Consider the following 20,876-nt stretch of genomic DNA (forward strand, 5'->3'; position numbering starts at 1 on the left):
GTGTGGAGCAGGGGTTGGAGCTGTTCGACGCGGCTGTGTCGAGTCCTGATCCGTTGGTGGTGGCCGCGCGGTGGGACATGGCGGGGCTGCGCGCCAGAGCAGAGGCGGGCGAGCTGCCTGTCATGCTCCGCGGGCTCGTCCGCGCACCCCGACGCACCGCCGGAACCGGCGCCGGAGCCGGACCTGGCGCGCTCGCAGGACGCCTGGCCACGCTGCCCCGCCAGGACGCGCTCCGCCTCCTCGTCGACACCGTCCGCGCCCAGGTCGCCGCCGTCCTCGCGCACGGCAGCCCCGACAGCGTCCAACTCGACCGCCCCTTCAACCAGCTCGGCTTCGACTCCCTCACCGCCGTCGAGCTGCGCAACCGGCTCAACGCCGACACCGGCCTGCGCCTGCCGCCCACGCTCGTCTTCGACCACCCCACCGTCAACGCGCTGGCCGCCTACCTGGCCGAAGTCCTCGCCCCCGCGCCGCCCTCAGCCGAGGACACGCTGCGCAGGGCGCTGGAGCAGATCGACGACCTGCTCCTCAACGCCAACGGGGAGGGAGACGTCGTCCGCGCACGGCTCGTGCCGATCCTGCAGGGCGCGCTCACCAAGCTCGGAGCCGCCCCAGGGGACGCCGGCGGTGTGATGGACAAGATCGACACCGCCTCCGACGAGGAGATCTTCGCCCTCATCGACAACGAACTGTGACGACATGACCGCGACAGGAAAGGCTCCACCGATGGGGACCGAGGACAAGCTCCGCGCCTACCTCAAACGCGTGACCGTCGAACTGGCCCAGACCCGCCGCCTCCTCGCCGAGGTGGAGGAGCGACGCGACGAGCCCATCGCCGTCATCGGCATGGCCTGCCGTTACCCCGGTGGCGCGGACACCGCCGAGGGCTTCTGGGACCTGCTCAGGGACGGCCGGCACGCGGTCCGCGAAGTGCCCTCCACCCGGTGGGACATCGACGAGTACTACGACCCAGACCCGCGGGTCCCCGGCGGCATCTACACCCGCTACGGCACCTTCCTCGACGACATCGCCGGCTGGGACGCCGAGTTCTTCGGCCTGTCACCCCGCGAGGCCCTGCGCATGGACCCCCAGCAGCGCATGCTCCTGGAGCTCGCATGGGAGGGCCTGGAGAACGCCGGCCTGTCACCGTCACGGCTCAGAGGCAGCCGCACCGGCGTCATGGTCGGCTTCATGGACACCCTCCAGTACGGCAGGCTCCAGATCGAGTGGCAGGGCCGCGACGCCCTGTCCGACCCCTACCTCGGCCAGGGCGCCATCCCCAGCGTCGCCGCCGGGCGCATCGCCTACCAACTCGACCTGATCGGCCCCACCCTCACGGTCGACACCGCCTGCTCCTCCTCGCTCATCGCCGTCCACCTGGCCGCCGAGAGCCTGCGCAGAGGAGAGTGCGACCTCGCGCTGGCGGCGGGGGCGTCCCTGTCGCTGCACCCCACGCTCTACATCCAGGCGTGCGCCGGGCTCATGATGTGCCCCGACGGCAGGTGCAAGACCTTCGACGAGAACGCCGACGGCTACGTCATGGGCGAGGGCGGCGGCCTCGTCGTGCTCGAACCGCTGTCCAAGGCCCTGGCCAACGGCCGCCGCATCCGCGCCGTGCTGCGCGGCTCGGCCGTCAACCAGGACGGCCGCAGCAACGGGCTCACCGCCCCCAGCCGCAGGGCCCAGGCCGACGTGATCACCCGCGCGCTCGCCGCCGCGCACGTCACGCCCGACGAGATCGACTATGTCGAGGCGCACGGCTCAGGCACCCACCTCGGCGACGCCATCGAGCTGTCCGCGCTGCACGACGTCTTCGGCGGACGCCCCGCGAGCCGCCCCCTCATGGTCGGCGCCGTCAAGACCAACATCGGCCACACCCAGGCCGCCGCCGGGGTCGCCGGCCTGATCAAAACGGTGCTCATCCTGGAGAACGAGCTGATCCCGCCCAGCCTCAACCTCAGCACCCCTGCCGCCGCCATCCCCGGCGACGGCACCGTGCAGCCCGTCACCGGAGCGCTGCCCCTGCCCCGCCAGGACACCCCGAGGCTCGCCGGCGTCAGCTCCTTCGGGCTGTCGGGCACCAACGCGCACCTCGTCCTGCAGGCGCCCCCGTCCCCCGCGAGCGCCGACCGACCTGCGGGGGAGGTTCCGGCCGCGCCGTACGTGCTGCCGCTGTCGGCGGGCAGCGAGGCGGCGCTGCGAGAGCAGGCCGACCGCCTGGCCGGCTGGCTCGAAGAGCGGCCGGGTTCCGCCCTGGCCGACGTCGCCCACACGCTCCAGACCGGCCGCGCCGAACTGGACCACCGTCGCGCCCTCGTCTGCGCCGACACCGGCGAGGCCCTGCGGCAGCTGCGCTCCGCCGCCGCCGGCGGTCACCGCGTCAAGCGCCGCCCCCGCATCGCCTTCCTGCTCCCCGGCGTCGGCGACCAGTACGCCGGCCTCGGCAGGGAGCTGTACGCCGCCGAACCCGTCTACGCCGAGACCGTCGACCGGTGCGTCGAGCTCGTGCGTCGACGCTCAGGCGTGGACCTTCACCCCCTGTTCTTCCCCGAAGGCGCCACCCCCGCCGGCCGCCCCGCCGACCTGGCCGCCCTCCTCGGCCGGGCGCGCGAGGAGTCCGGCGACTCCCACGACCCGCTCGACCAGGCCGCGATCGCCCATCCCTTCCTGTTCACCGTCGAGTACGCGCTCGCCAGGCTCCTCGGCCACTGGGGCGTCACGCCCGACCTGCTCGTCGGCTACAGCCTCGGCGAGTACGTCGCCGCCTGCCTGGCCGGCGTGTTCACCCTCGAAGACGCCCTGCACGTGGTCGTCGAGCGGGCCCACCTGATCAGCGCCGTGCCCGCGGGACGCATGGTCGCGGTCGCCGCCCCCGAGGACCGGATCCGCGCCGCCCTCGCGGGAAGCGGCGCCGAAGTGGACGTCGCCGCCCGCAACGGGCCCGCGATGACCGTGCTCAGCGGCCTGCCCGCCGAGATCGACGCCGTGACCGCCGCGCTCGCGGCGGACGGCCTCGCCTGCCGTCCCCTGCGCTCGGCGCACGCCTTCCACTCCACGCTGCTGCAGCCTGCCAGGGAGAAGCTCGCCGCCGTGCTGGAGGGCGTGACCCGGCATCCTCCGGCCATCGCCATCGTGTCCAACCTGACCGGGCGGCAGCTCACCGCCGACCAGGCCACCAGCACCTCCTACTGGGCCGACCAGCTCGTCGGCACCGTCCGCTTCGCCGACGGCGTCCGGCACTGCCTGGAGCAGGAGGTGTCCGCGTTCGTCGAACTCGGCCCCGGCCAGACACTCGGCGGGCTGGTCCGCCAGAATCTGACCGGCGGCACCGGCGGCGCCGCCGCCGTCCTCGGCACGCTCACCCCGCGGTGGAACGCGGCGGAGAGCAGGCAGAGCCATGGCGACCTCGTCGCCACCTGCGCCACGCTGTGGGAACTCGGCGTGGACGTCACCTGGGACCTCGCCAGGCCGGGCCGCGGCCGGGTCCTCGACCTGCCCACCTACCCCTTCCAGCGCGTCCGCTTCTGGCCCGAGCCGACCCAGCCCCTCCCCGAGACCGCCGGGACAGGGACGGCCGAACCCGCCGATCACACCTTCGCCCCCACCTGGCGGCGCGACCCCGCCGCCCGCGCCACCTCACCGGCCGGCCGCCCGCTGTCCGGCCCGCTCGTCGTCTTCGCCGACCCCGAGGGGGCCGGGACGGCCCTCGCCGACCTGGCCGCCGCGTCCGGCACTCACGTCGTCGAGGTGGTGCCCGGCACCGGGCCGCGCCGCGAAGGACGCCGCCTCACCATCGACCCCGCCGACCCCGCGCAGTACGCCGAGGCGTTCGCCGGGCTGGGCGACGGGCCCGTGCACGTGGCCCATCTGTGGAGCCTGGCCGTTCCCGGCGCGAAGGGAGCGGCCCCGCCCGGCGATGACGACCTGCGCGCCGCCGTGGAGCACGGCTTCCACAGCCTCATGCTCGCCGTGCAGGCGCTGGGGGAGCGGCCCGCCCGGTTGCTCACCGTGACACGGGGGGCGGCGGACATCCTCGGCGGCGACGCCACCGCGCCCCACCAGGCGCTGGCCCACGGGCTGGGCCGCGCGGCGCGGCACGAGTACCCCGGCCTCACCTGGTCAGGCGCCGACCTCGACCCCGGCGCCCCGCTCGACGACGCCGCCCCGCAGCTCCTCACCGAGCTGCTCACCGAGCCCGGCGCGGGCGACGCCCCCGACTCGCCCGACCCGCTCACCGGCTGGCGGCGCGGCCGGCGCTGGGTACGCGGCTGGACCCCCGTCCCCGGCCACGCCGAGCCGGACCTGCCCCCCTGGCGCCCCGACGGCACCTACCTCATCACCGGAGGCACCCGCGGCCTCGGCATGGCTCTGGCCAGGCACCTCGTCCGCGCGGGCGTCCGCCGCCTCGCCCTCCTCGCCCGGACCCCTCTGCCCGAGGGCGACGAAGAGGTCGCGCGGCTGGAGGCCGCGGGCGCCGAGGTGCTGCTGCTGACCGCCGACGCGGGGGTCCCCGAGCAGCTGCGCGCCGCCCTCAGACGAGCGCGGGAGCACTTCGGCGCGCTGCACGGCGTGATCCACGCCGCAGGACTGCCCGCCGGCGGGCTGCTGGTGCGGCGCACCCCCGCCGAGGCCGCCCAGGTGCTCGCCCCCAAGGTGTACGCCATGGGCCCGCTCGCCGAGCTGGTCGGCCAGGACACCCCCGAGAACGAGCGGCTCGAACTGCTCGTCCTCTACTCCTCCGCCGTCACCGCCTTCGGCGGCATCGGCGAGGGCGACTACTGCGCCGCCAACACCGTGCTCGACGCCTACGGCCAGGCCCTGGCCGGCGCCGCGCCCTCCACCCGGGTCGTCTCCGTCGCCTGGGGGCCCTGGCAGCACGACGTCTGGCAGTCGGAACGGCTCGGGACCACCGGCGGCCTCGCCGACAGGGTCGCCGCCTACCGCGCCCGCTACGGCTTCGCCGACGACGCCGGATGCGCCCTCCTGGACCGCATCCTCGCCGGTGGCCACGGCTCGGTCATGGCCGTCAGGCAGCCGCTGCGCGAGGTGCTCGACGCCTGGACGAACATGCTCGACCTGGACGGCCTCCTCCAGGCGGCCACGGCCGCGCCGCAGGGCGAGCGCTTCCCCCGGCCCCGCCTGCGCACCGACTTCGCCGCACCGAGGACCGAGGCCGAGGCCAGGATGGCCGACCTGTGGGGCGCCTACCTCGGCATCGACCAGGTCGGCGTGCACGACCCGTTCTTCGACCTCGGCGGCAACTCCCTGACCGGCATGGCCATGGTGCTCGCCATCGAGAAGGACCTCGGCCGTCCCATCGCGCCCGCGGTGCTGTTCGAGCACCCCACCGTCGCCGCCTTCGCGGCCGCACTGGACGGCGGCGGCGACCCCGGCGCGCAGGAGGCGCTCTCCACCAGTTCCGCACGGGGGCAGCGGCGGCGCCGGGCCCGTTCAGGCAATCGCAAATGAGGCCGGACATGAGGACGGTAGACGTGATCGACGACATCGACGGCCCTGGCACCGACATCGCGATCGTCGGCATGTCCGGCCGCTTCCCCGGGGCGTCAGGCGTCGCCGAGCTCTGGTCGGCCATCCGCGCGGGAGCCTCAGGGATCACCCGCTTCACCGACGAGGAGCTGCGGGCCGCCGGCGTCCCCGCCGAGCTCGTGGACGACCCCGCGTACGTGAAGGCCGCGCCGGTCATCGACGGCGTCGAGGAGTTCGACGCGGCCTTCTTCGGCTTCAGCCCAAAGGAGGCCCAGATCCTCGACCCGCAGCACCGGCTGTTCCTGGAGCACAGCTGGGCGGCGCTGGAGGACGCGGGCTGCGACCCCAAGCGCTTCGACGGCGCCATCGGCGTGTTCGGCGGTTGCGCCCACAGCTCCTACATGCAGAACAACCTGCTGCCCAGCGGCATCACCGCCGTCATGGGCGACCTCGCCGTCGGCCTGGCCAACGACAAGGACTCGCTCACCACCCGGGTGGCGCACACGATCGGCCTGTCGGGCCCCAGCTACGGCGTGCAGAGCTACTGCTCCACCTCGCTCGTCGCCGTGTGCGCCGGCGCCTCGAGCCTGGCAGGCTACGAGTGCGACCTGGCCCTGGCCGGCGGCGTCGCGGTCAACGTGCCGCAGCGGGTCGGCTACCTGTACCAGCAGGGCGGCATCGCGCCGCCGGACGGCAGGTGCCGCGCCTTCGACGCGCGCGGCCTCGGCAGCCCGCTCGGCAGCGGCGTCGGCGTCGTCGCCCTGCGGCGCCTGGAGGACGCGCTGGCCGACGGCGACCAGATCTACGCGGTCATCCGCGGCTGGGCGGTCAACAACGACGGCGGGCGCAAGGTCGGCTTCACCGCGCCCGGCGTGCAGGGCCAGGCCGCCGTCATGGCCGAGGCGCTGGCCAGCGCCGACCTCTCGCCCGCCGACATCGACTACATCGAGGCGCACGGCACAGGCACCGCACTCGGCGACGCCGCCGAACTGGCCGCGCTCCAGCAGGTCTACGGCGGCCAGTCGCTGCTGATCGGCTCCGTCAAACCCAACGTCGGCCACCTGGACCGGGCCGCGGGCGTGACCAACCTGATCAAGGCCGCGCTCGCCCTGCGCCACGACGAGATCCCGCCCACGCTCAACCTGTCGGAGCCGAACCCGCAGCTCGGCACCGGTGAGGCCCGGCTCGACGTGGTCACCAGGCTGCGCAGCTGGCCGCGCGAGGCCGGCCGCATCCGCAGGGCAGGGGTGAGCGCGTTCGGCATCGGCGGCACCAACGCCCACGTGGTGCTGGAGGAGGCGCCGCTGGTGCCCAGGACCGAGGAGAGCCCGCGCCCGGAACCGCTGATCTGGTCGGCGCGCACGGCCGCGGCCGCCGACGAGATGACCGCCCGGCTCGCCGGCCACCTCGCGGGCGACGGGCGCGAGCACCGGCTGGCCGATGTCGCCCACACGCTGCAGGCCGGACGGCAGCAGTTCGGACACCGCAGGCTGCTGGTCGCCTCCTCCACCGCCGAGGCCGCCGTGGGGCTGGCGGGCGCGACCGTGCTCGGCCGCGCCGAGAGCCGCACCGACCGGCCCGTCGCCTTCCTCATCGCGGGCACCGGCGAGCAGTACCCCGGCATGGCCGCCGAGCTGTACGTCAGCGAGCCGGTCTTCGGCGAGGTGCTCGACGACTGCCGCGCGCAGCTGCGCAGGCTCATGGGCGGCGCCGACCCGCTCGCCGAGATGCTCGCCCCCAGGACGCCCCCGGCGGACGGCACGCTCGGCGCGCTGTTCGGCCGCGCGCCCGAGCCCGCCGCCGCGACCCCGACCGGCGTGCTGCAGCCCGCCCTCTTCGCGGTGGAGTACGCGCTCGCCAGGCTCGTCCAGTCGTGGGGGATCCAGCCGGCGATGCTGGCCGGGTACAGCCTCGGCGAGTACGTGGCCGCCTGCCTGGCCGGCGTCCTCTCCCTGGAATCGGCGCTCGCCCTCGTCACCCACCGCGCCCGCCTCATCGACGAGCTGCCCGCCGGCGCCATGGCCGCGGTGCCGCTGGCCGCCGCGGACGTGCTGGAACGCATCGAACGCGCCGGCATCCCCGGTGTCGGCGTCGGCGCGATCAGCGGGCCCGAGCTCACCGTGCTGTCCGGCGAGCCGCAGGGCATCGCCGCCGTCAGGGCGCTCCTGGAGGCCGAGGCGGTGCCGTGCAGGCCGCTGGCCACCACGCACGCCTTCCACTCCGCCATGATGGAGCCGCTCCGCGAAAGGCTCACCTCGTGGATCGCCGCCAACGTGCCGCTGCACGCGCCGCGCGTGCCGTACGTGTCCAACGTCACGGGCGAGCCGGCCGTCGCTGAGCAGGTCACCGACCCGGCCTACTGGGCCGAGCACATGTGCGCGCCCGTCCGCTTCCACGACGTGCTGCGCACCCTCCTGCGGCAGGAGGGCGAGCCCGCGCTCCTGGAGATCGGGCCCGGCCAGTCGCTGGGCGCGATGGCGCGCGGTCACGCCGGCTGCCCGCCGGAGCGCTGGCCGCTCATCGTGGCGTCCATGCCCGGCGCGAGCGACCCCCGCCCCGCCCAGGCCGTGCTCGCCGAGGCGGCGGGGCGGCTCTGGCTGGCGGGCGTCCCGATCGACTGGACCGGCTACCGCCAGGACCGCCCCGTCGCCAAGGTCGGTCTGCCCACGTATCCCTTCCAGCGCGAGCGCTTCTGGGTGAACCCCCCAGGAGGCGGCGCAGCCGCCCTCCCCGGCGGCGCGCTCGCCCGCGACACCGCTCCCTCCGTCGGCGAGCCCATCCCCTCGAACGGGCGGGCGGGGGAGGGCGCGTCCGCCAGGGGCGGGGCCGGAGACGGCGCTTCGCGGGCCGCTCACGTGACGCTGATGACCCCCCGGTGGACACCCGGCGCGCCCGCAGAGGCCGGAAAGCAGGTCGCGCGCTGCGTCATCCTGCCCGACGACGCGGGAGCCGGCGAGGCGCTGGCCCGGGCGTTGCGCGCCGCGGGCACCGAGGTCGTCACCGTCACCGGCGGGAACGCCTTCACCGAGACGCCGGGCGGCTTCACCATCGACCCCGCCTCACCCGCCGACCACGCCGCCCTGGCAGAGCGCCTCGCCACCTCCGCCGGCGTCACCGTGGTCGACCTGCGCCTGCTCGACCGTCCGGAAGACGGTGACGGCAGGGACACGCTGCCTCCCGTGGCACGGCTGCTCGCCGCCTGGGGCGAGGCGGGCGCCGACTCCGCCCGCGTCCTCCTCGTCACGCGGGCCGGCCAGGCCGTCTCCGCCGGCGAGCGCCCCGATCCCGGGCAGGCCGCCGCCGCCACGCTCCCCATGGTCGCCAACCAGGAGTACCTGAACCTCGACTGCGCCACCGTCGACGTGGCACCCGGCGCGGACGCCGCCGAGGTGGCAGGCGCGCTCGCCGCAGAGGTGCGCCACCCGTCCGGTGACGTCTTCGTCGCCTACCGCGAAGGATCCCGCCTGATCCGCGCCTACACCCCCGCCGAGCCCGCGTCCGGGCCAGACGGAACGCCGATCCGGCCTGGCGGGACGTATCTCGTCACCGGCGGGCTCGGGGACGTCGGGCTGCTGCTGGCCGGGCACCTGGCCAGGAAGGGCGCAGGCCGCCTGATCCTGCTGAGCAGGGGCGGCGTGCCCGACGACGAGGGGCATCCGCGCCGCGTGGCCGTGGACGCGCTGCGCGAGCTGGGCGTCGAGGTCAGCACCCCCAGGGTGGACGTCACGGACGCCGCAGCCGTACGCGCGCTGCTCGCAGGGGAGAGCCGCCTGGACGGCGTCGTGCACGCCGCCGCCGTGACCACTCCCGACACCTTCAGCCCGCTGCGCGACCTCGAAGGTGACGGCGTCGCCAGGCACTTCGACGCCAAGGTCACCGGCGCCCTGACGCTGGAGCGGGCCCTCGCCGAGACGGACCACGCGCCCGACTTCTGCGTGCTGTTCTCCTCCACCTCCGCGTTGCTCGGCGGCATCACCTTCGGCAGCTACGCCGCCGCCAACGCGGCGCTGACCGCGATCGCCCACCGCCAGCACGAAGGCCCCGCTCCGTGGACGGCCGCGAGCTGGGACACCTGGTCGGTGACGCTCGACCGCATCGAGGGCGGGTTCGGCGCGGCCATGGCCGCCCACTCCATGACCGCCGACGAGGCGCTGGCCGCCTTCGACCGGCTGCGGGCCGCAGGCCACCCCCACGTCGTCGTGGCCGCGGGCGGCCTGGACGACCGCCTCCCCAGGGCGGTGCCGACGCTGCCGGGGGAGGCCGCAGCGGGGTCCGCGGCCGGAGGCGCCGACCGGTTTCCGCGGCCCGAGCTGCCCCAGCCCTACGCGGCGCCGACCTCGCAGTCCGAGCGCGACCTCGCCGGGCTCTGGTCGGAGGTGCTCGGCGTCGAGCCGGTCGGCACCCGTGACAACTTCTTCGACCTGGGCGGCAACTCCCTGGTGGCGCTGCAGATGCTGGCGCTGGTGAAGAAGCGCCACGGCATCGCGGTGCCGACCGTGACCCTGTTCGAGGCGCCCACGGTGCAGACGCTGGCCGCCGTCCTCGACGAGCGGCGCGGCGAAAGCGCCACCCAGCCCGTCCGGCAGCCCGTCAGGGCGGCGCCCGTCCATGTCACCGAGCGCGCCGACGAGGACCGGCGGATCGCGATCGTCGGCATGGCCGGCCGTTTTCCCGGCGCCCCCGACGTGTCCGCGTTCTGGCGGAACCTCAGGGACGGCGTCGAGTCGATCACGTTCTTCTCCGAGGAGGAGCTGATCGCCGCCGGGGCGGACCCCGCGCAGGTGCGCGACCCCGCCTACGTGCCCGCCAGGCCGGTGCTCGACGACGTCGGCGGCTTCGACGCCACGTTCTTCGGCATGAGCCCGCGCATGGCCGCGATCACCGACCCGCAGCAACGGGCCTTCCTGGAGGTCTGCTGGGAGGCCCTGGAGCAGGCCGGCTACGCGGCACCCGAGCACCGGGGCCGGGTCGGCGTGTTCGGCGGCGCCAACATCAGCACCTACCTGCTCAGGATGACCGACCACCTGCTCGGCGGCGGCCAGAAGGGCTTCACCGACTTCGAAGTGATCATGGGCAACGACAAGGACGCCCTGCCCACCACCGTCTCCTACCTGCTCGACCTGCACGGGCCCAGCGTCGCGGTGCAGACGTTCTGCTCCACCTCGCTGGTCGCCGCGCACCTGGCGGTGCAGAGCCTGCGCAACGGGGAGTGCGAGCTCGCCCTGGCCGGCGGCGTCTCCATCCGCGTGCCTGACCGCGTGGGCCACCTGTACGGGCCGGGCGGGCAGGAGTCGCCCGACGGGCACGTGCGCACCTTCGACGCCCGGGCCAAGGGCAGCATGTTCGGCGACGGCGCCGCCGCCGTCCTGCTCAAGCGCCTGCCCGACGCGCTGCGCGACGGCGACCACATCTGGGGGGTGATCCGCGGCTCGGCCATGAACAACGACGGCGCCATGAAGGTCGGCTACACCGCGCCGAGCGTCGTCGGCCAGTCCCGGGTGATCGCCGACGCGATGGCCGACGCCGGCGTCACCGGCGAGGACATCAGCTACGTCGAGGCGCACGGCACCGCCACCGAGCTGGGCGACCCGATCGAGGTGGCGGCGCTCACCCGCGCCTTCGGGCCCACCCGCGACAACCGGTACTGCGCGATCGGCTCGGTCAAGACCAACGTCGGCCACCTCGACCGCGCGGCGGGGGCGAGCGGCCTGATCAAGACCGCGTTCGCGCTGCGCGAAGGCGTGATCCCGGCCAGCCTGCACTACACCAGCCCCAACCCGGAAATCGACTTCGAGTCCGGCCCCTTCTACGTCAACACCGAGCTGTCACCGTGGCGGACCCGCGACGGCCGTCCGCGCATCGCGGGACTTAACTCGCTCGGCATGGGCGGCACCAACGTGCACATGGTGATCGAGGAGCCGCCCGCCCGCCCCGACGCGCCGCCTCCCGTCCGCCGCTACCAGGTGCTGCCGGTCTCGGCCCGCGGCGCCGCCGCCGCGGACGAGGCGTGCCGCCGGCTCGGCCGCCACCTGGCCGCCGAGCCGGACACGCGGCTCGCGGACGTGGCCTACACCCTGCAGGCCGGGCGCAAGACGTTCGAGCACCGGCGCGCGCTGGTCGCCGCCGACGCCGGCGCAGCGGCCGCCGCGCTGGGCGTCTGCACCGGCCTGCTCGGCAGGGTGGACACCGTCCAGGGCCGCAAGGTCGCCTTCCTGCTCGCAGGGGTCGGCGAGCAGTACCCCGGGCTCGCCGCCGACCTGCACCGGCACGAACCGGCCTTCCGTCAGGCGCTCGACGCATGCCTGCACCTCCTGGAGGAGGTCGTGGACCTCGAGGACGTCGCCGCCCTGCTGACCGGAGCCCGCGCCGCAGGCCCCGGCCTGGCCGCGCTGCTGGGCCCCGACGGCCCCCGCGACGAGCGGGCCGCGGCGCTGGCGCGGACCGAGGTCGCGCAGCCCGCGATGTTCGCCGTGGAGTACGCGCTGGCGCGCACCCTCATGGCGTGGGGCGCGCGGCCGGAGATCATGCTCGGGTACAGCCTCGGCGAGTACGTCGCGGCCTGCCTGGCGGGCGTGCTCTCCCTCGAGGACGCCGTCGCCCTGGTCGCCTACCGGGCGCGGCTCATCGCGGGCCTGCCCGCCGGGTCGATGCTCGCCGTCTCGATGCCCGCCGCCGCGCTGAGCCGCCGCTTCCGGCTGGAGGAGCGCGGGCTCGACGTCGCCGCGGTCAACGGCCCCCAGATCACCGTCGTCGCCGGTCCCGCCGAGCCCGTCGCCGCCCTGGCCGCCGAGCTGCGCGCCGCCGAGATCCCCTGCCGGCCCCTGGAGACCACCCACGCCTTCCACTCCCGCATGCTGGAGCCCGCGGCCCACGACCTCACCCAGTGGATCAAGGCCAACGTCACGCTCAACCCGCCCGCCATGCCGTACATCTCCAACGTCACCGGCGGCGTCGCGGACGCCGAGCTGGTGTGCGACCCCGGCTACTGGGCCAGGCACATGTGCGCGACCGTGCGGTTCGCCGACGGCGCCGACCGGCTGCTGGCCGACCCCGAGCTGGCCGTCGTGGAGATCGGGCCGGGCCAGTCGCTCGGCGCGCTGGTGCGCGGCGCCGGCTGCCCGCCGGAGCGGTGGCCGCTGATCACGCACACGATGCCCGCCGCGAGCGACGCCACCCCCGGGGACGAGGCGCTGGCCGGCTGCCTGGCGCGGCTCTGGCTGTCCGGCGTCACCCTCGACTGGGACGCCTACCACGGCAGGGCGGCGGACGCCGCCGCCGGCGGGCTGCCCGGCCGCATCCCGCTGCCCACCTACCCCTTCCAGCGACAGCGCCACTGGATCGACCCGCCCGCCCGCCGCGCGCCGGCCGCCGCCGAGCCCGAGGACCTGTTCGAGGCCGTCGCCGGCCTGCCCAAGCTGCCCGAGGACGAGTGGCTCTACCTGCCCGTGTGGCGGCAGACCGCGGCCCCCGCGCCCGCCGCGGGGCAGCCCGGCTCCTGGCTGGTCCTCACCCGCGACGGCCTCGCCGACGAGGCCGCGCGGCGGCTGAGCGCCACCGGTGCCGCCGTCACCCTGGTACGGCCGGGCGAGGCCTACACCGTCACCCCCCACGGCCACACCATCAGGCCGGGCAGCGTCGCCGACGCGCTCGGCCTGCTGCGCGAGCTGCGCGCCGCCGGCCGCCCCCTGGAGCGGGTCGTCCACCTGTGGACGCTGGAGCCCGGGCCGCACGACCTCACCGTCGCCCGCGGCCTGCACACGCTCGTCGCGCTCGCTCGCGCCGCCGGAGAGTCGGGCATCGGCGGCTGGTCGCTCGACGTGGCCGTCTCCGGCACCCAGCAGGTGCTGGGCGAGGAGGTGACCGACCCCTCCGGCGCCACACTGACCGGCCCCTGCCTGGTGATCCCGCTGGAGTACCCGGGTGTGACCACCCGCCTCATCGACCTGCCAGGCGAGCCGGCCGCCGCGGACCTGGACGCGCTGGCCGCCGAGCTGTCCCGTCCGCACGGCGACCGCACGGTGGCGCTGCGCCGCGGCCGGCGCTGGCTGCCCGGCTACGACCCGATGCCCGTCCCCGCCACCCCGGAGCCGCTGCGGGACGGCGGCGTCTACCTGATCACCGGCGGGCTCGGCGGCATCGCCCTCGGCCTGGCCGAGCATCTGGCGCGCGAGCGCCGTGCCCGGCTCGTGCTGCTGGCCAGGAACGGCCTGCCGCCCCGCGCGGAGTGGGCCGCCATCCTGGACGGCCGGCAGGCGGCCACGGAGACGACCAGGCGGCGCGTGGCCCAGGTCGCAGGACTGATCGAGCTGGGCGCCGAGGTCGAGATCGTCACCGGCGACACGGCACGGGCCGCGGACGTGCGTCGCGCCGTGGAGGCGGCCCTGGACCGCTTCGGCGCGCTGCACGGCGTCCTGCACGCCGCCGGGGTGCCCGCCATGGGGCTCATGCAGTTCAAGCGTGCCGAGGAGCTCGACGAGGTGCTCGCCCCCAAGGTCGGCGGCACGCTCGCGATCGCCGAGGCGCTGCGCCTCGGCCGCCCCGACGAGATCGAGCTCGACTTCCTCGCCCTGTTCTCCTCGATCACCTCCGCCACCGGCGGCGGCCCAGGCCAGGTCGACTACTGCGCCGCCAACGCCTACCTCGACGCCTACGCCTGCCGGCTCGCGGCCACCGGCCGTCGCGTGGTCGCCGTCGGCTGGGGCGAGTGGACCTGGAACGCCTGGGTGGCCGGGCTCGAGGGGTACGAGGAGGCGCTGCGCGACTTCTTCCGCGACAACCGGGCCCGCATCGGCATCGGGTTCGACGACGGCTGGCGCTCTCTGCTGCGCGCCCTGGCGACCGGAGAGCCGCGCGTCGTCGTCTCCACCCAGGACTTCCCCACCCTGGTGGCCGGCAGCGCCCGGTTCACGCTGGAGGCGGTGACCTCGCCGGGGCTGGGAGGCGGCGGCGAGCGGCACCCCCGCCCCGAACTGCTCACCCCCTACCAGGAACCGGCCGGCCCCACCGAGGAGGCCATCGCCGCGATCTGGGGGGAGTCGCTGCGCCTGGAGCGCGTCGGCGTGCTCGACAACTTCTTCGAACTCGGCGGCAACTCCCTGCTCGGCGTCACGATCGTGGCCGCGGTGCGCCGCGCGTTCGAGCTGGACGAGCTGCCGCCGCACATCCTCTACGAGGCCCCGACCGTGGCCGCGCTCGCCCGCACCGCCGAGGCGCTCGCCTCCGGCGCGACGCCCGCGGCCGCCGACCCAGGCGGCAGCCAGGTACGCGCCCAGCTGCGCAGATCCGGGCTCGAAGCCTCCGCCGCCCGCAGACGCGGCCGGTGACACCACATCCACAGAAGGAACCACGATGAGCGGAACGGAGCGCACATGACCGTGATCGGCGTAATCGGCGCCGGCGTGATGGGCGTCGGCGTTGCCCAGAACCTCGCCCAGACCGGCCACGACGTGGTCCTGGTCGACAAGGACGAGCGTGTCCTGCGGGAGGCGCTGGCCACGATCGGCCGCAACGCCAGGATGAGCCGCCTCATGGGCGGCCCTGCCCTGGACCCCGACGAGGTGCTGTCCAGGATCACCACCGCGGTCGGCGCCGCCGGCGCGGCCAAGGCCGACCTCGTCATCGAGAACGTGACGGAGAACTGGGACGTCAAGCGGGAGGTGTACGAGACGCTCGACGCCGAGTGCGGCCCCGGCACCGTCTTCGTCGTCAACACCTCCGCCATCCCCATCACCAAGGTCGCGGCCGTCACCCGGCGGCCCGACAAGGTGATCGGCGTGCACTTCATGAACCCCGTCCCCGCCAAGCCCGCCGTGGAGCTGATCCCCGGCTTCCATACCTCACAGGACACCGTCCAGCGCACCAGGGACCTGCTGGCCGCCATGGGCAAGAAGGCCATCGACGTCAAGGACTCGTGCGGCTTCGTCTCCAACCGGGTGCTGATGCTGACCGTCAACGAGGCCGCCTACCTCGTGCACGAGGGGGTGGCCGACGCCGAGTCGGTGGACGAGGTCTTCCGCAGCTGCTTCGGCCACCCGATGGGCCCGCTGGAGACCGCCGACCTGATCGGTGTCGACACCATCCTCTACAGCGTCGAGGTGCTCTACGAGCACTACGCCGACAGCAAGTACCGCCCCTGCCCGCTGCTGAAGCAGATGACCGACGCGGGGCTGCACGGACGCAAGTCCGGGCGCGGCTTCTACACCTACGACACGCAGAACTGAAGGAGTCACCGCATGTCCACCACCGCCAAGGGCCAGATCCTCGACTTCATCCGCGGCAGGTACCCGCAGGCTGAGATCGACGAGTCGCAGGACATCTTCGCGCTCGGCTTCGTCAACTCGCTGTTCGCCATGGAGCTGGTGATGTTCGTCGAGAAGACGTTCGAGGTCACCATCCCCAACGAGGAGCTGCGCATCGACAACTTCCGCACCGCCGACGCCATGTCCGGGCTGGTGTCCAGGCTCGCGCCCGACCTGGCCGTCGCGTGACCCTCACCGGCACGGTGCCCGCCACCGCGGCGGGCACCGGACCCGTCACCGACCGGCGCTCGGCCCGCGCCTTCGTCGACACCCACGTCGTGCCGTACGCCGACGCCTACGACAGGAGCGGCCGCGTTCCCGAGGAACTGCTGCGGCGGGTCGCCGAGGCCGGGCTGTGGGCGCCGTTCCTGCCGCCTGACTCGGGCGGCGCGGGGATGGACATGGTCACACTCGGCGAGATCCACGAGGAGGTGGGCCGCGGCTGCTCGTCGCTGCGCAGCCTGCTCACCGTGCACACCATGGTCTCGTGGACCGTGCAGCGCTGGGGCACCCCCGAGCAGCGCGAGCGATGGACGGCGGCGCTCGGGCGAGGAGACACGCTCGGCGCGTTCTGCCTGTCGGAGCCCAGCGCCGGCAGCGACGCCGCAGGCATCACCACCACCGCCACCCAGACGGGCGCCGGCTGGGTGATCAACGGCGTGAAGAAGTGGACGACCGGCGGCCAGCGGGCCGACGTGTTCCTCGTCTTCGCCCGCACCCCCACCAGCATCGGCGCGTTCCTCGTGCCGAAGGACACCCCCGGGGTGGAGGTCCTGCCGATCGACGACATGCTCGGCACCCGCGCCTCCATGCTGGCGGAGATCTCCTTCACGGACGTGGCCCTCGGCCCCGACGCGCTGCTCGGACCGAGCGGCTTCACCGCCGGCATGGTCCTGACCGGCACCCTCGACCTCGGCCGCTACAGCGTGGCGGCCGGGTCCCTCGGCATCCTCCAGGCCTGCCTGGAGGCGTCCGCGAGCTACGCCGCCCGCCGGGAGGTGGGCGGCCGCCCGCTGGCGCAGCTGCCGCTGATCCAGGCCAAGCTCTCCGACATGGTGACCGACGCGCGCGCGGCCCGGCTGCTGGTCGCGCAGGCGGGCCGGCTCAAGGACGCAGGGGAGTCCGCCACGATCATGGCGACCTGGGTGGCGAAGTACTTCGCCTCCACGGCGGCGGCAAGGCACGCCTCCGAGGCTGTTCAGATCCACGGCGCGAACGGCTGCGCGCCGGGCTCCCCGGTGGCGCGCTTCTACCGCGACGCCAAGGTGATGGAGATCATCGAAGGCAGCAACGAGGTCCAGCGGATCACCATCGCGGGCCAGGCAGAACGGGAGACGACCAGATGACCGTGACCACCGAGCGGCCCGACGCGCTTCCCGCCAAGCCCGCGCGCGGCCGCATCAAGTGCATCGTGTGGGACCTCGACAACACGCTGTGGAGCGGGGTGCTGCTGGAGGACGGCGAGGTCAGCGTGCGGCCCGACGTCGTGGAGCGCATCCACGAGCTCGACCGCAAGGGCGTGCTCCACTCCATCGCCAGCAAGAACGATCGCGACGCGGCCATGGGGAAGCTGCGCGAGCTCGGGCTGGAGGAGATGTTCCTGCACCCGCAGATCAACTGGAACGCCAAGTCCGACTCGATCAGGACCATCGCCAAGGCGCTCAACCTCGGCCTGGACGCCTTCGCCTTCGTCGACGACCAGGAGTTCGAGCGGGCCGAGGTGGCCCACCAGGCTCCGGAGGTGACCTGCGTCGACATCCTGGAGCTGGAGGAGGCGCTGACCAGGCCCGAGTTCCGGCCCAGGTTCGTCACCGACGAGTCGGCGCAGCGGCGCGCCATGTATCGCGGCCAGATCGCCAGGGAGGAGCTGGAGCAGGAGTTCGTCGGAACCAACGAGGAGTTCCTGGCCGGCCTCGGCATGACCTTCACCATCGCGCCCGCCCGCAGGGAGGACCTGCAGCGGGCCGAGGAGCTCACGGTCCGCACCAACCAGCTCAACTCCACCGGCCGCACCTACTCCTACGACGAGCTCGACGCGCTGCGCGAGTCGCCCGACCACCTGCTTCTCGTCGCCTCCCTCACCGACATGTTCGGCAGCTACGGCAAGATCGGGCTGGCGCTGGTGGAGAAGGGCGAGGACGCCTGGCGGCTGTGCATGATGCTGATGTCGTGCAGGGTGATGTCGCGCGGCGTGGGGATGGTGCTGCTCAACCACATCATGCGGCTGGCCGCCGAGGCGGGCGTCGCCGTGCGGGCCGACTTCGTGGAGACGGGCCGCAACCGCATGATGCAGATCACCTACGCCTTCGCCGGGTTCAGGGAGGTGAGCAGGGACGGCGCCCACGTGGTGCTGGAGGCCGACCTGAGCGCCGTCCAGCCGCCGCCCTCGTACGTGAAGCTCGACATCGCCGAATGAGGGACCGACCATGACCGTCCATGACCTGACCGACGACGACGTCCTCGTCCGGTGGCTGCCGTTCAGGACCCTGACCGGCGCCGAGCCGGGGGCGCTGCCGCTCTACTGCCTGCCGCACGCCGGCGGCGCCGCCTCCGCGTTCCGCATGTGGCAGCGCAAGCTACCGGGCGTCGCCGTCCAGCCCGTGCAGCCGCCCGGCCGGGAGGGCCGGCACAAGGAACCGCCCTACCTGCACATGTCCGAGCTGGCCTCGGACCTGGCCGACGTGGTGCTCGCCGACGTGGAGCTGTCGGCGGCCGGCCGCCGCTACGCCTTGTACGGGCACAGCCTGGGCGCGCTGGTGGCCTTCGAGCTGGTCCGGGAGGTCCGGCGGCGGGGCGGGCCCGAGCCTGTGCACCTGTTCGTCTCGGGAGCCGACGCCCCGCACGTCACCTACGAGCCTGGACCGCCGGTGTCGGGGATGACCAGGGCGGAGGTGGTCGCCCTGCTGCGGCGGCTCGGCGGCACCCCCGAGTGGCTGCTGGCCGATCCCGACGCGCTGGAGATGATCCTGCCCGCCGTGCAGGCCGACTTCACCGTCAAGGAGACCTACCTCTACCGGGAGGAGCCGCCGATCGACGTGCCGATCTCCGCGCTCCCGAGCGCCTCGGACCCGCGCGTCGCGCCCGCGAAGGTGGCCCGCTGGCGTGACCAGACCACGGGCCCCTTCGCGCTGCACCCGTTCGACGGCGGGCACTTCGCGGTGTTCGAGCAGGCGGCGCGAACCCAGCGGCTGCTCGCCCAGGCGCTGCTCCCGTGGGTGTGAGGCACCGGCGGGCGCTCTTCGGGTCGCGGGTCTCACGCGTCCTGCCGGATCCGGCGGACGCCGCGGGCGTGCGGGTGTGGCGGGTGGACCTGGACAGGGCGGGCACCCCCCGCGGGTGGCGCCTGCTGTCCTGCGCCGAGCGCGAGCGGGCGCTGGCCTTCGCCGACCCGGTCGAACGGCGCCGCTACGTGGTGGCGCACGCCGCCCTGCTGGCGCTGCTCGGCGGGCTGTGCGTCGTGGCCGCGGACCGGCTCGGCTTCGGCCGCGACGGCTCAGGCCGTCCGTGCCTGCTGCCCCTGGGCCGGCGGCCGGTGCCCGATTTCAACCTGTCGCACTCCGGTGCGTGGGCCCTGGTGGCGACCGCGCCGCCGGGCGCCCGCGTGGGCGTGGACGTCGAGCAGGTCCGCGCCGGCTTCGACCACCTGGCGCTGGCCCGGCGCTTCTACCAGCCCGAGGAGGTCGCCCGGCTGCGGGCCGCGGGGCCGGAGGGGTTCTTCCGGCTGTGGACCGCCAAGGAGGCCTACGTCAAGGCGTCAGGCGTGGGCCTGGCCGGGATGAGCGACGTCCTCGTACGCGAAGGGAGCGCGACGCACGCCACCGTGCTGTCGCGCTCCGCGCGCTTCCCCGAGTGCCGGGTCCGCTGGCTGGACGTCGCGCCCGGCTACGCCGCCGCCCTGGTCACGACCGCCCTGGTCACGACCGCCCCAGTCACGACCGCTTCGACACCGGCACCACGTACCGGCTGAACACCAGCTCGCGCAGCACGTCGTCACCGCCCTCGACGATCGAGACGTAGCGCATGTCGCGCAGCAGCTTGCCGATGACGGACTCGTGCGTGTAGCCGAGCCCGCCGAACATCTCCGAGGCAGCCGAGGCGATGCGCCACCCCGTCTGGCCGCAGAACATCTTGGCCGTCAGCGCCTGCTTCAGCGTCCCGACGCGCAGGAACTCCTCGCCCGCGTCCGGCCGGGCGGCGATCGCGTCGTAGGCGCGCGCCGCGGCCGTGCACTGGTTGGCCATGACCTCGATCTCCATCTCGAACTGGCCGAGCCTGCTGGCGAACACCGCGTTACCGGTCAGCGGGGCGCCCTTCACCGTCTTGGTCGCGCCGTACTCCATGCACACGTCGCGCACGCGGCGGGCGACGCCGAGCGCCGTGGCGGCGATGAGGATACGGCTGGCGTTCAGCCCCACCTCCAGCAGGCGCAGCCCGTTGCCGCGCAGCACGTTGCCCTTCGGGACGCGCACGCCGGACAGCGACACCTGGTAGGTCGCCGACGAGCGCAGCCCGATGACGTCCCACCGCTTGTCCACGGTGACGCCCGGCGTGTCGCGCGGCACCAGCACGGCCAGGTACCCGGACGGGTCGTCCTGCGCGCGGGCCACCACCACGAGGAAGCGGGCGAAGTCGGTGTTCGTGGAGAAGGCCTTCTGCCCGTCGAGGACGATCGTGTCGCCCTCATGACGGGCGGTGGTCGTGATCCTGGCCAGCTCGCTGCCGGCGGCGTGCTCGCTGCCCAGCGTGGCGCAGAAGCCGTTGCCGGACACGAGCTCGCCCAGGTGGCGCTCCTTGAGCTCCTCGCTGCCGTACCACGCCACCATGCTGGTGGTCAGCACCGGGATGAACAGGGTGAACGCCACCCCGGCGTCGGCGTAGGCCAGCTCGGCGGTGATGCGCACGCTCTCCTCGAGCCCGAGGCCGAGCCCGCCGATCTCCTTGGGCAGCCACCAGTTGGCCAGACCGGTGGCGGCGAAGCGTTCGTAGAGGGGGAGCGGCGCGTCGGCGAGCGAGTCGAGATAGGCGTCCTTGCCCGCCAGCTCGCGGCGGGCGAACCCCTGCACGGCCCTCAGGTACGCGGGCTGCTTCATC

The 20,876-nt window shown here is 74.3% G+C and carries 10 protein-coding genes; 9 read left to right on the forward strand and 1 reads right to left on the reverse strand.

Annotated elements, in window-relative coordinates:
• The 9 genes from ABFX50_RS44950 to ABFX50_RS44990 form a co-directional block, all read left to right on the forward strand.
• Positions 1-695 (forward strand): acyl carrier protein (locus tag ABFX50_RS44950; RefSeq protein ID WP_346155905.1); only part of this gene is annotated, 695 nt, incomplete at its 5' end.
• Between the two features lie 4 nt (positions 696-699).
• The gene (locus tag ABFX50_RS44955; RefSeq protein WP_346155908.1) at positions 700-5,469 is read left to right on the forward strand and encodes a type I polyketide synthase; all 4,770 of its coding nucleotides are present in this window, start codon (positions 700-702) and stop codon (positions 5,467-5,469) included.
• Between the two features lie 8 nt (positions 5,470-5,477).
• Positions 5,478-14,810, forward strand: a complete 9,333-nt coding sequence (locus tag ABFX50_RS44960; protein WP_346155910.1) for a type I polyketide synthase — start codon at positions 5,478-5,480, stop codon at positions 14,808-14,810.
• 45 nt (positions 14,811-14,855) lie between these two features.
• Positions 14,856-15,707 (forward strand): 3-hydroxyacyl-CoA dehydrogenase family protein, encoded by an 852-nt coding sequence (locus ABFX50_RS44965; protein WP_183644341.1) that lies wholly within the window; start codon positions 14,856-14,858, stop codon positions 15,705-15,707.
• A 12-nt stretch (positions 15,708-15,719) separates the two neighbouring features.
• Positions 15,720-15,974, forward strand: a complete 255-nt coding sequence (locus ABFX50_RS44970) for an acyl carrier protein (protein ID WP_183644338.1) — start codon at positions 15,720-15,722, stop codon at positions 15,972-15,974.
• Positions 15,971-17,131 carry an acyl-CoA dehydrogenase family protein gene (locus tag ABFX50_RS44975; RefSeq protein ID WP_346155914.1) on the forward strand — a complete coding sequence of 387 codons (1,161 nt, stop codon included), beginning with the start codon at positions 15,971-15,973 and terminating at the stop codon, positions 17,129-17,131. Before ABFX50_RS44970 ends, ABFX50_RS44975 begins: the two co-directional genes overlap by 4 nt.
• A complete protein-coding gene (locus ABFX50_RS44980; RefSeq protein ID WP_346155920.1) occupies positions 17,128-18,201 on the forward strand; it encodes an HAD-IIIC family phosphatase in 1,074 nt (357 codons plus the stop codon). Before ABFX50_RS44975 ends, ABFX50_RS44980 begins: the two co-directional genes overlap by 4 nt.
• A gap of 10 nt (positions 18,202-18,211) precedes the next feature.
• The gene (locus ABFX50_RS44985; protein WP_346155922.1) at positions 18,212-19,006 is read left to right on the forward strand and encodes a thioesterase II family protein; all 795 of its coding nucleotides are present in this window, start codon (positions 18,212-18,214) and stop codon (positions 19,004-19,006) included.
• Positions 18,997-19,752: a 4'-phosphopantetheinyl transferase family protein gene (locus ABFX50_RS44990; protein WP_346155925.1), complete on the forward strand. Its 756-nt coding sequence runs from the start codon at positions 18,997-18,999 to the stop codon at positions 19,750-19,752. The genes ABFX50_RS44985 and ABFX50_RS44990 overlap by 10 nt, the downstream gene beginning before the upstream one ends.
• Here the strand turns inward: ABFX50_RS44990 and ABFX50_RS44995 are convergent.
• Entirely contained in the window at positions 19,715-20,875 is a 1,161-nt protein-coding gene (locus ABFX50_RS44995) for an acyl-CoA dehydrogenase family protein (RefSeq protein ID WP_346155926.1), read from the reverse strand. The two genes, ABFX50_RS44990 and ABFX50_RS44995, sit on opposite strands and share 38 nt — an antisense overlap.
• Position 20,876 lies beyond the last annotated feature (1 nt).

This window comes from Nonomuraea recticatena (assembly GCF_039533245.1).
GTDB lineage: Bacteria > Actinomycetota > Actinomycetes > Streptosporangiales > Streptosporangiaceae > Nonomuraea > Nonomuraea roseola.

What these genes read in the sequence shown, in the direction of transcription:
- ABFX50_RS44985 (WP_346155922.1), top strand. Translation starts at nt 18,212, where the DNA reads ATGACCGTCCATGACCTGACCGACGACGACGTCCTCGTCCGGTGGCTG.
- ABFX50_RS44955 (WP_346155908.1), top strand. Translation starts at nt 700, where the DNA reads ATGACCGCGACAGGAAAGGCTCCACCGATGGGGACCGAGGACAAGCTC.
- ABFX50_RS44980 (WP_346155920.1), top strand. Translation starts at nt 17,128, where the DNA reads ATGACCGTGACCACCGAGCGGCCCGACGCGCTTCCCGCCAAGCCCGCG.
- ABFX50_RS44970 (WP_183644338.1), top strand. Translation starts at nt 15,720, where the DNA reads ATGTCCACCACCGCCAAGGGCCAGATCCTCGACTTCATCCGCGGCAGG.
- ABFX50_RS44960 (WP_346155910.1), top strand. Translation starts at nt 5,478, where the DNA reads ATGAGGACGGTAGACGTGATCGACGACATCGACGGCCCTGGCACCGAC.
- ABFX50_RS44965 (WP_183644341.1), top strand. Translation starts at nt 14,856, where the DNA reads ATGACCGTGATCGGCGTAATCGGCGCCGGCGTGATGGGCGTCGGCGTT.
- ABFX50_RS44995 (WP_346155926.1), bottom strand. Translation starts at nt 20,875, where the DNA reads ATGAAGCAGCCCGCGTACCTGAGGGCCGTGCAGGGGTTCGCCCGCCGC.